The 14,421-nt window shown below is 70.3% G+C and carries 15 protein-coding genes; 7 read left to right on the top strand and 8 right to left on the bottom strand.

Translation table 11 applies throughout. The annotated features are described in order from the left end of the window. Positions 1–109 precede the first annotated feature (109 nt). The 6 genes from kdpC to ACZ6Y7_RS04080 form a co-directional block, all read right to left on the bottom strand. A complete protein-coding gene (gene kdpC, locus ACZ6Y7_RS04105) occupies positions 110–745 on the bottom strand; it encodes a potassium-transporting ATPase subunit KdpC (RefSeq protein WP_465756276.1) in 636 nt (211 codons plus the stop codon). 24 nt (positions 746–769) lie between these two features. Beyond that, the gene (kdpB, locus tag ACZ6Y7_RS04100) at positions 770–2,899 is read right to left on the bottom strand and encodes a potassium-transporting ATPase subunit KdpB (protein WP_465756275.1); all 2,130 of its coding nucleotides are present in this window, start codon (positions 2,897–2,899) and stop codon (positions 770–772) included. After that, positions 2,899–4,563 (bottom strand): potassium-transporting ATPase subunit KdpA, encoded by a 1,665-nt coding sequence (gene kdpA, locus ACZ6Y7_RS04095; protein ID WP_465756274.1) that lies wholly within the window; start codon positions 4,561–4,563, stop codon positions 2,899–2,901. Before kdpA ends, kdpB begins: the two co-directional genes overlap by 1 nt. A 1-nt stretch (position 4,564) precedes the next feature. Beyond that, complete coding sequence (gene kdpF, locus ACZ6Y7_RS04090) at positions 4,565–4,654, bottom strand: K(+)-transporting ATPase subunit F (RefSeq protein WP_238863773.1); 90 nt, start codon at positions 4,652–4,654, stop codon at positions 4,565–4,567. Positions 4,655–5,066: 412 nt separating this feature from the next. Then, positions 5,067–6,899 carry an APC family permease gene (locus ACZ6Y7_RS04085; protein WP_465756273.1) on the bottom strand — a complete coding sequence of 611 codons (1,833 nt, stop codon included), beginning with the start codon at positions 6,897–6,899 and terminating at the stop codon, positions 5,067–5,069. A 573-nt stretch (positions 6,900–7,472) separates the two neighbouring features. Beyond that, entirely contained in the window at positions 7,473–7,943 is a 471-nt protein-coding gene (locus ACZ6Y7_RS04080) for a hypothetical protein (protein ID WP_465756272.1), read from the bottom strand. 468 nt (positions 7,944–8,411) lie between these two features. On the opposite strand from ACZ6Y7_RS04080, the gene ACZ6Y7_RS04075 reads away from it, so the two are divergent. Next, positions 8,412–8,576, top strand: coding sequence for a hypothetical protein (locus ACZ6Y7_RS04075; protein WP_465756271.1), 165 nt, complete (start codon positions 8,412–8,414; stop codon positions 8,574–8,576). A 1,076-nt stretch (positions 8,577–9,652) separates the two neighbouring features. Here ACZ6Y7_RS04075 and ACZ6Y7_RS04070 read toward each other — a convergent pair. Next, positions 9,653–10,339, bottom strand: a complete 687-nt coding sequence (locus ACZ6Y7_RS04070; protein WP_465756270.1) for an HAD family hydrolase — start codon at positions 10,337–10,339, stop codon at positions 9,653–9,655. Then, on the bottom strand, positions 10,336–11,184 hold the full coding sequence (locus tag ACZ6Y7_RS04065; RefSeq protein WP_465756269.1) for a GntR family transcriptional regulator: 849 nt from the start codon (positions 11,182–11,184) through the stop codon (positions 10,336–10,338). Before ACZ6Y7_RS04065 ends, ACZ6Y7_RS04070 begins: the two co-directional genes overlap by 4 nt. A gap of 502 nt (positions 11,185–11,686) precedes the next feature. Between ACZ6Y7_RS04065 and ACZ6Y7_RS04060 the strand changes: the two genes are divergently transcribed. The 6 genes from ACZ6Y7_RS04060 to ACZ6Y7_RS04035 all read left to right on the top strand — a co-directional run bounded on the left by ACZ6Y7_RS04060 (position 11,687) and on the right by ACZ6Y7_RS04035 (position 14,416). Then, the gene (locus ACZ6Y7_RS04060) at positions 11,687–11,935 is read left to right on the top strand and encodes a hypothetical protein (RefSeq protein ID WP_465756268.1); all 249 of its coding nucleotides are present in this window, start codon (positions 11,687–11,689) and stop codon (positions 11,933–11,935) included. A 73-nt stretch (positions 11,936–12,008) separates the two neighbouring features. Further along, positions 12,009–12,980, top strand: coding sequence for a DUF2637 domain-containing protein (locus tag ACZ6Y7_RS04055; RefSeq protein WP_465756267.1), 972 nt, complete (start codon positions 12,009–12,011; stop codon positions 12,978–12,980). A gap of 47 nt (positions 12,981–13,027) precedes the next feature. Then, a complete protein-coding gene (locus tag ACZ6Y7_RS04050; protein WP_465756266.1) occupies positions 13,028–13,150 on the top strand; it encodes a hypothetical protein in 123 nt (40 codons plus the stop codon). After that, entirely contained in the window at positions 13,147–13,389 is a 243-nt protein-coding gene (locus ACZ6Y7_RS04045; RefSeq protein ID WP_465756265.1) for a hypothetical protein, read from the top strand. Before ACZ6Y7_RS04050 ends, ACZ6Y7_RS04045 begins: the two co-directional genes overlap by 4 nt. Further along, entirely contained in the window at positions 13,389–13,556 is a 168-nt protein-coding gene (locus ACZ6Y7_RS04040) for a hypothetical protein (protein ID WP_380412787.1), read from the top strand. The genes ACZ6Y7_RS04045 and ACZ6Y7_RS04040 overlap by 1 nt, the downstream gene beginning before the upstream one ends. A 137-nt stretch (positions 13,557–13,693) precedes the next feature. Then, complete coding sequence (locus ACZ6Y7_RS04035; RefSeq protein ID WP_380412786.1) at positions 13,694–14,416, top strand: hypothetical protein; 723 nt, start codon at positions 13,694–13,696, stop codon at positions 14,414–14,416. The last annotated feature ends 5 nt before the right edge of the window (positions 14,417–14,421 follow it).

Genomic DNA, 14,421 nt, shown 5'->3' with positions numbered 1-14,421 from the left:
AGACTCTCACCCCCGTTTCCCCCCCTTTTCTCTCCCCTCCCCCCCCCCCCCCCACCCCCCCCCCCCCCCCCCCCGGGCCGGCCCGATCACTCGGATGCCTGACGTGGCGTCACTTTTGCTCACTCAGTGCCTTGTTGAGCAGGACGACGTTGACGCCCTCCTGTCCGAGGAAGCCGAGCGAGCGGCTCTCGGTGTACGTGTCGACCAGTGCGGCCACCTTCTCCACCGGAAGGTTGCGGGCCTTGGCGACCCGGTCGACCTGCTCCTTGGCGTAGGCCGTGGAGATGTGCGGGTCGAGGCCGGAGCCGGAGGCGGTCAGCGCGTCGGCCGGCACGCTCGCCGGGTCGACACCGTCGAACGCGGCGACGGCGGCGCGGCGGTCGTTGACGGCCTTCAGCAGGTCCTCGCTGTTCGGGCCCTGGTTGGAGGCGCCCGACGAGGAGGCGTCGTACCCGGTGCCGGCGGCGGAGGGTCGGGGCTGGAACCACTTCGGGTCCGGCTGCGCCTCCTCCTTCGGGTCGTCGGGGTTCTTCTTCGGGAGGTTGAAGTTCTGGCCGATCAGGCTGGACCCGATCTCCTTGCCGTCGGCCTTCACGATCGAGCCGTCGGCCTTCTCGCTGAAGGCCACCTGGGAGATGCCGGTGACCAGCAGCGGATAGGCGACCCCCAGGATGACGGTCAGGACGAGGAGGACGCGCAGGGCGGTGAGATGGGTCCGCACGGCGGCGGGCAAGGGCTTGGACATGGTGTTCCTCTCCTTTCCCCTGCGTCAGCTGAGGCCGGGGACGAACTGGACGATCAGGTCGATCAGCTTGATGCCGACGAACGGCACCACCAGGCCGCCGAACCCGTAGATCCCGATGTTGCGGCGCAGCAGCGAGCCGGCGTCGGACGGCCGGTAGCGCACGCCGCGCAGGGCGAGCGGGATCAGGCCGATGATGACCAGGGCGTTGAAGACGATCGCCGAGGTGATCGCGGACTGCGGGCTGTGCAGGCCCATGATGTTGAGGTGGCTCAGGCCCGGGTAGACCCCGGCGAACATCGCGGGGATGATCGCGAAGTACTTGGCCACGTCGTTGGCGATGGAGAAGGTGGTCAGCGCGCCGCGGGTGATCAGCAGCTGCTTGCCGATCTCCACGATCTCGATCAGCTTGGTCGGGTTGGAGTCCAGGTCGACCATGTTGCCGGCCTCCTTGGCCGCCATGGTCCCGGTGTTCATCGCGACGCCGACGTCGGCCTGGGCGAGCGCGGGGGCGTCGTTGGTGCCGTCGCCGGTCATCGCGACCAGCTTGCCGCCCTCCTGCTCCTTCTTGATCAGCGCCATCTTGTCCTCGGGGGTGGCCTCGGCGAGGAAGTCGTCCACGCCCGCCTCCTCCGCGATCGCCTTGGCGGTCAGCGGGTTGTCACCCGTGATCATGATGGTCTTGATGCCCATCCGGCGCAGCTCGTCGAAGCGCTCCCGCATGCCCTCCTTGACCACGTCCTTGAGGTGGATGACCCCGAGGACCCGGGCGGGCAGGTCACCGATCCGGGTGGCCACGACCAGCGGGGTGCCACCGGCGGCGGAGATCCCGTCGACCAGGGTGGACACCTCGTCGGTGACCCGGCCGCCGTTCTCGGTGACCCAGGCGGACACGGCTGCGGCGGCGCCCTTGCGGACCTGGTGGACGCCGTCGGCCTCCTCCAGGTCGACACCCGACATGCGGGTCTGGGCGGTGAACGGCACCCAGGTGGCGTGCGTCAACTCGCCCTGGGCGCGGGCCCGCAGGCCGTACTCGGTCTTGGCCAGGACCACGATCGAGCGGCCCTCGGGGGTCTCGTCCGCGAGGGAGGACAGCTGCGCGGCACCGGCGAGCTCGTCGGTGGAGACTCCGCTCACCGAGAGGAACTCGGCGGCCTGGCGGTTGCCCAGGGTGATGGTGCCGGTCTTGTCCAGCAGCAGGGTGTTGACGTCGCCCGCGGCCTCGACGGCGCGCCCGGACATCGCCAGCACGTTGCGCTGCACCAGCCGGTCCATGCCGGCGATGCCGATCGCGGACAGCAGCGCGCCGATGGTGGTCGGGATGAGCGCCACGATCAGGGCGACCAGGACGATCATCGACTGCGGGGCACCCGCGTAGGTGGCCATCGGCTGCAGGGTCACCACGGCGACCAGGAAGACGATGGTCAGCGAGGCCAGCAGGATGTTGAGCGCGATCTCGTTCGGCGTCTTCTGCCGGGCGGCGCCCTCGACCAGGGCGATCATCCGGTCGATGAACGACTTGCCGGGCTCCGCGGCGATCTTCACCACGATCCGGTCGGACAGCACCTTGGTGCCGCCGGTCACCGCGGAGCGGTCACCGCCGGACTCCCGGATCACCGGCGCGGACTCACCGGTGATCGCCGACTCGTCGACCGACGCGACGCCCTCGACCACGTCACCGTCGCCGGGAATGACCTGTCCGGCCTCGACCACCACGTGGTCGCCGAGCCGGAGCGCGGTGCCGGGCACCTCCTCCTCGTCCTGGGTGGCGGGCCAGTTCGTCAGCCGGCGGGCGACGCTCTCGGTCTTGGTCCTGCGCAGGGTGTCGGCCTGGGCCTTGCCGCGGCCCTCGGCGACGGCCTCGGCCAGATTGGCGAAGATCGTGGTCAGCCACAGCCACACGGTGATGGCCCAGGCGAACACCGACGGACTGGCGACCGCGGAGACCGTGGTGACGACGGAGCCGACCTCGACCACGAACATCACCGGGTTCTTGACCATCACCCGGGGGTCGAGCTTCCTCACCGCGTCCGGCAGGGACGCGACGATCAGCTTCGGGTCGAGCAGCCCGCTGGACACTCTGTGCGGCGCGGCGGGCTCGGCGGCGGCCTGGTCGGTCGGGTCGGCCGGTGCGGGGTTGAGGGTGGGGGTGGACATCAGGAGGTGAGACCTTCCGCGAGCGGCCCAAGGGCCAGGGCCGGGAAGTAGGTGAGGCCGACGACGATCAGGATCACGCCCGACAGCAGGCCCACGAACAGCGGCTTGTGGGTGGGCAGGGTGCCCGGAGTGGCCGGCACCGGCTGCTGCTGGGCGAGCGAGCCGGCCAGCGCCAGCACGAAGACGATCGGCAGGAAGCGGCCGAAGACCATCGCCAGCCCCAGCGCCGTGTCGTACCAGTCCGTGTTGACGGTGATCCCGCCGAACGCCGAACCGTTGTTGTTCGCGGCCGAGGTGAACGCGTACAGCACCTCGGAGAAGCCGTGGGCACCCGCGTTGAGCATCCCGGCCCGCTCACCCGGCAGCGCCATCGCCACACCCGTGCCGACCAGCACGATCGTCGGCGTGGTCAGGATGTACAGCGAGGCGAACTTCATCTCCCGGCCGCCGAGCTTCTTGCCCAGGTACTCCGGCGTGCGCCCCACCATCAGCCCCGCCACGAACACCGCCACGACCGCCAGCACGAGCATCCCGTACAGACCCGAACCCACACCGCCGGGCGCGATCTCGCCCAGCATCATGTTGAAGATCGTGATCCCGCCGCCGAACGGCGTGAACGAGTCGTGGAAGGAGTTCACCGCACCCGTCGACGTCAATGTCGTCGAAGCCGCGAACAACCCCGACGCCGCGATGCCGAACCGCTGCTCCTTGCCCTCCATCGCCGCCCCCGCGGCCTGCAGCGCGCTCCCGGAGTGCTGCGACTCCGCGAACGTGATCAGCGCGGCCGAAGCCACCCAGAACAGGCCCATCACCGCGGCGATCGCGTAGCCCTGGCGGTCGTCCCCCACCATTCGGCCGAAAGCCCGCGGCAGCGCGAACGGGATCAGCAGGATCAGGAAGATCTCCAGCCAGTTCGTGAACCCGGTCGGGTTCTCGAACGGGTGCGCCGAGTTGGCGTTGAAGAACCCGCCACCGTTGGTGCCCAGCTCCTTGATGACCTCCTGCGAGGCCACCGGACCGCCCGGGATCCTCTGCACGTCGCCCGCGAGGCCGGTCACCTCGTGGAAGCCGTGGAAGTTCTGCACCACACCGTTCGCGACCAGCACAAGCGCAAAGACGAACGCGATCGGCAGCAGCAGGCGCAGGTTGATCCGGACCAGGTCGACCCAGAAGTTGCCCAGCCGGTCGGTCCGGTTGCGGGTGAAGCCCCGGATCAGCGCGGCGACGACGGCGATGCCGACGGCCGCGGAGACGAAGTTCTGCACCGCCAGGCCCGCCATCTGCACCAGGTGGCCCATCGCGGACTCGCCGCCGTAGGACTGCCAGTTGGTGTTGGTGACGAACGAGATCGCGGTGTTCCAGGCCTGGTGGCCCTCCATCTGCGGAACACCCAGGTTCAGCAGCAGGTAGCCCTGCAGGCGGATCAGCCCGTACAGGAAGAGGACGGAGACGGCCGAGAAGGCCAGCACCGAGCGCAGGTACACCGGCCAGCGCTGGTCGGCGTCACCGTCGACACCGATCACCTTGTAGACGCCGCGCTCGACTCTCAGGTGCTTCGAGGTGGTCAGAATGCGGGCGATGTAGTCGCCCAGGGGCCGGTAGCACAAGGCCAGCGCGCCGACGAGGGCGAGGGCCTGCAGCCAGCCCGCGAGAGTGGAACCCATGTCAGAACTTCTCCGGGTAGATCAGCGCCACGACGAGATAGCCGACCAGCGCGACGGCCACGATCAGACCTGCGACGTTCTCCGCGCTCACAGCTTCTCCACCCCCCGCGCGACCAGGGCGATGACGGCGAACACGGCGACCGTGACACCGACGTAGATGAGATCGGACATGGGCTCCACCAGCGTGGTTCGGGAGATGCCGCGCCCGGGCCGAGGGGCTCGCGCGGCACCGGCGGAAGACCGGCAGATGCAGCAAACCAGCCGTCAGGGGCGCGTTATCGGGCCCCTGACGCCCTCCATACGGGTGACGGCTCCGCGTTGACGCGACCTTGACGCGAACGGGTGGAGAAGCGGGTCGGCGGCCCCGGGCGGCAGCCTGCCGTCCGGGGCCGCCGTCGGCCCGGGTCCCCCCCCTGGTCAGCCGCGCTGGTCACCCGCGCTGAGTCACCTCCGCTGACCACCCGCGGTGCGTCACCCCCGCGCCGGCCGGTCGCCTCCCCGCGTCACATCCGCATCCGCAGCCGGCAGACCACCGCGTCGGTGTGCCGCCGCAGGGCGCGGTCGATCACGGCGCCGCGCCGGTTCTGCAGTGCCCGCTGCCACCAGCGGGCGGGCTCCACCTCGGGGATCAGCACGGTCAGCCGGTCGTAGGCGTGCTCCGACCCGAGCTCGTCGACGAAGTCGGCGATGGGCCGTCCCAGCCGCCGGTGGCCGTCCGGGATCTCCACCAGCGGGACGCCCGGCCGCCACAGCTCCCAGTCCCGGCGCAGCGCCTCCGCGGCGGTCGGCTCGTGCACCACGGTGACCGCCATGACCTCGTCGCCGAGCGAGAGCGCCGCCGACAGGCCGTCCCGGGTGAGCCGGGTGATCGCCGTCACCGGGACGACCACCAGGCTCCGCTGCCGGGTCACCGGGCCGGGCACCCGGCCCAGCTCCAGCCGCTCGCCGATCCGCGCGTAGCTGCGGTGGACCGCCTCGAACAGCACCACCAGCAGCGGCAGCGCGACCACGATGCCCCAGGCGCCCTCGGTGAACTTGGTGCCGGTGACGACCAGCGCGGCCGCACCGGTGAGCAGCGCGCCGAAGCCGTTCAGCGCGGCCTTCCACCGCCAGCCGTCCGGGCGGCGCAGGAACCAGTGCCGGACCATGCCGACCTGGCAGACCGTGAAGCCGACGAACACGCCGATCGAGAACAGCGGCACCAGGCTGTTGACGTCCCCGCCGGAGCCGACCAGCAGCGCCGCCGACACCGCGGCCAGGAACAGCACGCCGTAGCGGTACACCTGGCGGTCGGCGCGCAGCGCGAACACGTGCGGGAGGTGGTTGTCCCGGGCGAGCAGGTCCATCAGCACCGGCAGGCCGCCGAAGGAGGTGTTGGCGGCCAGGCCGAGCAGGACCACGGTGGCGCACTGGACGACGTAGAAGCCGGCGCCGTGGCCGAGCGAGGCGTCGGCGAGCTGGGCGAGCACGGTGACGCCCTCGACCGGCTGGAGGTGGAAGCGCCCGATCAGCACCGCCAGTCCGATCAGCATCACGCCGAGCAGCGCGCCGAGCGCGACTTCGGTGTGCTGCGCGCGCTTCACCCTCGGGGTGCGGAAGGAGGGGACGGCGTTCGCCACCGCCTCCACCCCGGTCAGCGCGGAGCACCCGGCCGCGAAGGCCTTGAGCAGCAGCAGCGCGCCCACGGCGGTGGCGTTCTCGGCGAGCGCCGAGGCGTGCCCGGCGGCGGCCGCGGTGTCGGCCGGGGCGTCCCGGAACAGGCCGACCACGATGATCGCCAGGATCGAGAGCACGAAGACGGCCGTCGGCGCCATGAACCACCGCGCCGACTCGGCTATCCCCCGCAGGTTCACCAGGGTCACCAGCGCGAGCACGCCCAGGCAGAGCCAGACCCGCTGGCCGTACAGGCCCGGCACGGCCGAGGTCAGCGCGGCCACGCCGGCGGTGACCGAGACCGCGACGTTCAGCACGTAGTCGATCACCAGCGAGGCGGCCGCGGTCAGCGCCGTCCGCCGGCCGAGATGCGCCTTGGCGACCGCGTAGGATCCGCCGCCGTCCGGGAACGCCGCGATCACCTGCCGGTAGGAGGCGACCAGCACCGCCAGCAGGACGGCGATCGCCGCGGTGACCGGCAGCGTGAAACCCAGCCCGTACCCGCCGGCGGCCGCCAGCACCAGGACGATCGACTCCGGCCCGTACGCGACCGAGGCCATCGCGTCCAACGACAGTGCCGCCAGCCCGCCGAACACGCTCAGCCGGTGCCGCTCGTCCCCCGCGCCGGTATCGGGCGGCTCGGGTTCGGCCGTGACGGCCGGGGTGGTGATGGCGCTGGACATCGGACGGAACCTCCGCGGTCGGTAGTTGCTCCGATCCTGCGGTCCGCGCTCCCGGCCCTCCCCGGCCCCTACGCGTTCCTGACGCGGCCACCAGCGGCCTTGACGCGCTCTTGACGCGCGGCCGACGGCGTACGGGGGCTGTTGGCGGGGGTGGGCGAGCCGTTGTCCCGGCGGGCGCCGGTTGGGAAGACGATCAGCTCAGTCGAAGGACTCCCACCCCCGGCCCCCACTCTGCTGCCTGCCCCGAGTAATTGCAAGCGATGCGCAATAACTCCACCCGTCCGCGCCGGGGAAAACAAAACAGGCCCTGATCCGCGTTTCCGCAGATCAGGGCCTGTTCTCTATCCTGTGGCTGGTGCAGGGTTCGAACCTGCGTAGCTTGCGCGACAGATTTACAGGCCGCTGACCAGGGACGTTCTGACCAGGCAACTCTTGATCACGGACCGGATCTGGTCCGCCACCGGTCCGGATCATGGTCTCGACAGCCCCCTGCCACCCCACCTCGACAAGCACCTGACGGGCCGCGTCGGGCAGCGATCTCCACCGCCCGACGCGGCCCCTCTGTGTTTCAGCTCACGCCCCGCCGGCCGGACCGCCGACACCGAGGTCGAGCCGGGCCTGCGCGTGGTAGGCGTTGAGCAACTCGATCAGGGCCGCCCCATTCGACACCTCGGTGTGCTCGCGGGCGGCTATCTCGGACTCCCACAGCACGACGTTCACCGCCCTCGCCGCCTCCACCGCGGCCGGACTGGCGAGCAGGACGAGCGTCTCGAAGAGCGCCGACCGCTGGATCTCCGCGCGCTCCATCGTCGCCAGGGACTCCGCCCGCGCCGTCGACCCCGCCTCGGCCTGCCTGGCCCGCTTGGCGACCGAGTCGATCTCCTTCACGCAGGTCGCGTACTGCACGTAGGTGTCGAGCTTCCGCTCATCCCACCGCGAGGCCATCAGCCGCCGGTGCTTGACCCGCTCCGCCCACCCGGTGGCCACGAACGAGGTGAGCGCCCCCAGCAGGACGCCCACCAGCGTGACGATCTGAGTAATCACCGCCCAGAACCTACCGAGCATGCCCGACCTCGGGAAGAACTCCCCCGCATCCAGGTCCCCATGGGACCTCCCTACTGCGGCCGAGTCCCATCCTGCGCTGCACGCCGTTGCTGGCGTACGCACTGAATCAGATCATGTGGGCTGTCCCGAGCCGGGACGTAGCCCAAATTGGCCCCATATATGTCGGCTGGACGGAGGACGCATCAGCTGCACCTCGGCAGGTCGCGGTGCAGCTGCCGGTCAGTTCAGGTTGACACGCCAGGGGTGTCAGGGCCCCGGACGAATTCGCCCGGGGCCCGGTCATGCATCTACCCTGAAAGAGCTGCGAAACCCCTTCACTGACGGATGTGTGAGCAGCCGTCAGGATTCTCGACTGCAAGGTGCGGTCGGAATCACGGCGCCCGCCTGGCCGGACGTCGCGATCCCGACCGCAAGGCGCGGTCCAGGGATGGCGGGAAGGGGTGGAGCATGACCGCGCTCGATCAGCAGCAGCCGGCCGATGAGGACCCGGAGGCGAAGCCGAAGAACGCGGGATGGCTCCGCAGGGATGGGGTGCGCCAACTGCTTGCCGCCTGGCGGGCAGTGAAGGTGGCGTACGACATCTGGCAGCTGCTCCAGGACCTCCTGAACTAGCTGCTCAGCACGATGGCCCAGCCGCGCCAACGGCTGAGCCATCACCAGTGCAACCGTGGAGCCACACCGTAGGTACGGAGGGTCCGTCTCGGAACCCCTGGTGTTCATACCACCAGCCGGGGCGGGCCCTTCTCTGCGCATCCGCTTGTGCTTTCACGCTGTCAAGCGTTGCGCTTCGATCGACGATACCAGGATTGATGTGTTTGATGTGGTATTGATCTTCCCGTCGGTTACTGGAAATGCATCATTTCCTCCGCCAAGATCGCGACCAGCCGAGAGGCCGCAGAACGTCTCAACGCCCAGTCCTTGAAGGAAGCTTGCGGGCCGCTCACAGCAACATCAAGATGCTGAAGATCGGCTCGGTGACAGGTTAGGCACCAGGCGCCGACCTCCCTTACAGTGAGGGTGGGCCCGCCTTCAGATCCGAGGTCCAGCGCGAGAAAGTCGCCCGGCCCACTTTCCTAGGGCAAGCCGGACGACCTTCTTCAACCAGTCACGTGGGGCCTGGTCCTGCTACATGGGGCCGGGCCCCATGTGGGTGTCAACGCCAAACGCGGCTGCGATCACGGCCACCACGATCTGCACGAGCAGGGTGACGGTCGTCGGAGCGAGCCGAGGCATCTTGCGGGACATGCGCTTGGTGACCGGGGCGGTGCGTGCCGTCTTCCGACGGCGGGAACGACGCGAGCGGGACAAGATGACCTCCACTGGCCAGGGGTGGCGGCCGTTCAAGCCGCCAGGGCACGGAAATGACGATCCGTCCGACTCTGGTGACCACGGAGGTCCTCTGCGCTTGCGTCAGGTCGAGTTTACGATCGCGCACCCCACCCACGGCAAGCTGATCATGCGGCGTGACCACTAATAGTGGGCACGGTGAGGACTGTAGCCACTAGATCTAGGCCCTGCGGCCAGTCGAGCAGATGCTCTACTCCCGGCGGTCTAGCATGGGCGCAAGCGGCCCGAAGGGCCCGCCCGCGAACACTCGATCAAGTCTCCAAGCAGGCAAATCTTTCACCCGATCCAGACTTGACTGCCTCACTTGAGGGGTCGGGCAAAGGACGAGCGACATCGCCAGATCAGGCGAGGGCATCGGCGATGAGCCCCATCGATTCCACTACCACCACTGCGCCGGCGGCAGTCAACCTGATGTCCTTTCCTGGCTTGTTGGCGTAGCCGATCGTCGAAACTCCGGCAGCCGTCCCAGCCTCGACGTCACGGGCCGCGTCACCGACGAAGATGCAGTGCTCCGGCCCAGCACCCGCGGCTTCCATCGCTTCGAGCAGCAGGCGCGGGTTCGGCTTCATGGACGAGGGGTCGCCCGGGGCGCGGCCGAAGACGCCAGCCACGTAGTCGCTGAGACCGTGCTCGGCGAGGTAGGCCTCGATGGCCGTGCCGGCGTTGTTGCTGACGATCGAGACCAGCCGACCGGAGCGGACACAAGCATGGAGAACCGATTCTCCGCCGAGGGTCGGGCGGGCGGCCCGAACGACTTCGGTCTCCAGCGCGGCCAGCGCGGCGTCCGTGCTCTCCGTCAGATCGGGCCGGGCGTCCGAGATCAGCCGGAGCAGGGCGAGCGGGTCGTTCTCCTCCTCCGCCCCGGCCGGGGCCTGCTCGCCGGCGGCGACCAGGCCCTCACGGAGTCGGCGCGCAACCTCCGGGGCGGGGAGGCCGGCGAAGACCGAGCACACCGGGCCGTCGAAGTCGAGGAGGATGTGCTTCACCGGCCGCAGCACGTCGGCGAGTTGCTGGGGGCTGGGGGTCATGGCTGCCGCTCGTAGGCGATCGTGCTCCACACGCTGTCGAACCACATCTGGGCCTGCTGCACGTACTGCGAGCCGAGCGAGGCGTCATCCGGGCCGGCGGCGTGGTGGAACAGGGTGGTGTCCTTGCCGGTGACGTCGTAGAAGGTGTGGGCGGCGTCGTCGATCGTCATGGTGCGCTCGCGGAGCGGGTAGAAGCCGAAGAAGGCCTCCGTACCGTTCAGGATGTACAGCTTGAACAGGCTGGACGCCCGGTGAACCCTGACCTGGACGCTCGCCTTCTGGACCAGGCCCAGCTCCGCCAGCATCTCCACCGAGTGCGCGATCCCGCCGGCGTTCGTCAGCGCGATGTTGCGGGCGCGCTCTCGGAGGGCGGCCTCGTCCTGGAGCCCGTCGACCAAGACCGGCACCGCCATCGGCGCCGTGGTGTCCGGCAGCAGCAGGCGGACCGTGATGGACTCCGGCGCCAGCCGGCCGGAGCGGACCTTGTCGAGCGGCTCCTGCAGCGCGTTGTGCAGCGTCTCGCTGGAGAACCCGGCGAAGTCGAGGGTCACCTGCTGCTGCTCGAAGGCCGCTTCGAGGTGAGGCCGCAGCCCGACCGGCCGCGAGGTGCGCTCCCGCACGAAGGAGCCGCTCCCCTGCCGGGTGACGATCAGTCCCTCGGTGCGGAGCAGGTCGAGCGCCTTGTCCACCGTGCCACGCGCCACGCCGAAGTGCTTCGCCAGCTCGGGGCCGGACGGGAGCTTGTCTCCGGCTTCGAAGCCTGGCTTCTTCGTGAGGATCGAGGCCCGCAGAGAGCTGCCGACCTGCTGATACGGGGGGCGAGAGTCATCCGGGTCCAAGGCCATGGACCAATGCTAGGGGAGGTGCCCAACAGGCGCGAGAAACCCAACTCTCTTGACCTGCCTAAGCAGGTTGCCTATGTTGTGCGTATCGCACCAAGTGAGACAGGGGCGACACGGAGGGGCCTTCTTTGGGCTGCTCTGAGCTGCACAAATGCGCCTATGGGATAGGCGAAGGGGCCCGGGACAGATCGGGCCGAGGTCACCGCGCCTTGTCAGACGGATGGCATGGACCGAAAGGTCTGCGTCTGCCTTGAAAGACGCACCCCCGCCAGTTCGCCGCCGACTCCTCGGCGCCGGACTGGCGCGATCTCAGCGAACGAGTGTCTTTGGTCCCCGATCCGCGCAGTCTGCGGCGGATCGGCGGCCATGGCTGCTCGTGGCGAGTAGCCGGCCCCGAGCTCGGGGCCGCCGCGCTTTCCTTGGCCGGGCGCGCGGCGGCCCCTGGGGCTCACCTCCCACTGGAAGAGGTAGACCCGTGAAGTCGATTGTTGCAGGTCAACACGCCATGGACTCCAGGGAGTTCGCAGAGCTGGCGTTGGGCGTGGACGAGGAGCTGTTCGCCGGGGTGCCCGGCGAGTCGGCCCCGGAGTACCACGCCCGGATGGACGCGGCGCTGGCTGTCCTCACGGACCTGCAGCGAGAGGACCCGGAGCTGGCCGCTCACGCGGAGCGGCTGCTGAGCATGGCGCCGGTGCCGCTGCAGCGCCCCTCGGTGATCCGCCGCACCGCCCACGTCGGGCGGGTGGCCGCGTGATGACGGACTGCACGCTCACGGCCGCTCACCCGTCGCTCACGACGCGCTCACCGGGCGCCGGACGGTGCTCGCGGTGAGGGCGCCGACGAACCTGGAGCAGATCCGCTCGGCCGAGAAGGCGTTGGCCGTGGGGACGTGGACGATCACCCTGGGCGCGGTCCTCTACAGCATGCTCACGGTGACCCCGCTGATGTCCGGACACACCCCCAAGGGGTGGCAGTGGACGGCGCCGATCCTGCCGCTGGTCGTGGACGCGGCGGTGGTGATCGTGGTCCGGATGGACAGCACGCTCGCCTACTTGGACGGCGACGGCGGCCGGTGGCCGGTCATGCTGCGCTGGATGACCGGCGCGATGACGGTGCTGCTCAACGTGGGTCAGAGCGCGTTGGATCACGACGCGGTCGGGGTGGCGGTCCACGCGGTGGCGCCGCTGCTGCTGATCGTCACGACGGAGACCTCGTTGGCCTACCGGCGGGCGATCGCCGCCGCGCTGGCCGCGCGAGCGGCCGGTGAGCGCGATGAGCGGGCCGAGCGCGAGCGCCTCCAGGAGGAGCGCCGGCGGCGGGAGCGCGAGGACCGGTTGGCCGAGTACGAGCGGGCCGACAGGGTCGAGCGTGAGCGCCGTGAGCACGAGGAGCGGATGGCCGACAAGCAGCGTGAGCACGAGGAGCGCATGGCCCGCGAGAAGCGGGACGAGCAGGCCCGCCGGGAGGCCGCCGACCGAGACGAACGGCAGCGCCGGCAGGACGCCGAGCGGGCCGACCGCGAACGTCGTGAGCGCGAGGTGAGCGAGCGTGAGCGCCTTGAGCGCGAGCGTGAGCAGACCGCCGAGCAAGCCATTGAGCAGCTCCGCCAGGAACTCCTCGCCGCACCCGCCGTGGACGAGCGCCTGCCCGAGGAGCAGGCCCGCCTCACCGTCCAGGACTGCGTCGTGGCCCGCGTTCCGCAGCGCCGGGCGGTCGAGCTGACCGGCTGGTCCGCCGGCTGGATCGCCAACCGCTACCAGGAACTGCGCGCCGCCGAGCGCCCCGCCCTCGCGGCCTGATCTCTCCCCACTCAGCTCGGCTGAATCTCAGCAAGGAGACCTCTGTCATGGCCCTGACCATGATCGCACCGCTCATCCCCCCGATCACCCCCGAGGACCGCGCCCGCGCCGCCGCCGGCGCCGACCGCATGCTGACCGTCCAGGTCGGCAAGAACGGCGGTGCGAAGTGAAGCCGATCACCACCCTCCCGCTGGTCGGCCTCGTCCGCCGCGACGGCATCGCCTACCGGGCCGCCGCCCCGGTGCCGCTCGACGTCGTCAGCGGCCTGCTCCGCGAGTCGTGGTGCAGCCGCGTGGCCGTCACCGACGCCTCCGCCGACGGGGCCTTCCCCTCCGAGTTCCGCGCGATGTGCGTGGTCGAGGGCCAGCCGTTCGTCCTGACCGGCCTGATCGGGCGGAGGAGCGACTGATGCTCGGCTTCGGCAAGAAGGCCGCCGACACCCGGTCCGGTCAGCAGCGCAGGGCCAAGGCGGTCCGCGACGCGGACCGCGCCGGCCACGCCGCCATGGACGCCAAGACCCGCCGCACCACGGCCCTGGAGGCCAACCCCGTCCGCGCCTGGTGGCGCTCCTCCTGACACTCCCCGGCCCTGGCCTCCCCGGCCGGGCCCCTACTCGGAGAACTGACCATGGACTGGCTCCTGAGCCTGCTCTACCCGATCCTCGCGGTCGGCGCCGGCATCGCCGTGTGGCTCCTCCGGCGGGAGGAGAACCGATGACCGTCCCCCCTCCCCCTACCGTTCCACCGACCGTCGGTGGCCCTCCCGGCGCCAAGTGGTGGAGCAAGAGCGGCCCGTGGAGCCAGCCGGCTCCCGAGCCGGTCAGCCTCCGCAAGACCGAGCCGACCGGTCCCGCCGACGAGGTCGAGGACCAGGCCGTCGAGGACGACGACCAGGACCAGCCCGAGGCCACCGTCGAGGCCGGCCAGGAGCGGTACGACCTGCAGACCGTGGCCGAGAGCCTGCGCCTGCTGATCAGTCAGACGCCCGAGGAGCAGGCCGAACGCGCCCGCAGGGACCGTGAGGAGAAGTACCGGGAGCAGGGGGAGACCCCCGACGAGCGCGAGGACCGCCACCGCGCCGAGCAGCTCGTCGAGCAGCGCCGGGCTTCCGTGCTGTGGCGTCAGCCCCAGTCCGAGCGCGCCCGCCGGTTCCGCCGCTGGTGCATCCTCACCACCACCTCCGCCGTACTCGGCTACCAGATGGGCGCCGTCCAGCTGGCCGCCCGCGTGCCCCTGACCGTCGCCGCGCTCGCTGCGGCCGGCGCCTGGCTCGTCGACCTGCGCATGCGCGGGTGGGGCCACGTCCGGGTCTCCGAGGTCCGCGGCTTCCCCGGCCTCACCATCTTGATCCTCGTGCGGGTGCCGTTCGCCTCCGCCCTGGTCGGTGCCCTCGGCCTGGCCCCCTTGATCACCCTCCTCTCCACCAGCCACCACTGACCGCA

It is taken from the genome of Kitasatospora sp. NPDC053308, from assembly GCF_055585785.1.
This window is presented reverse-complemented; position numbering and strand designations above follow the sequence as displayed.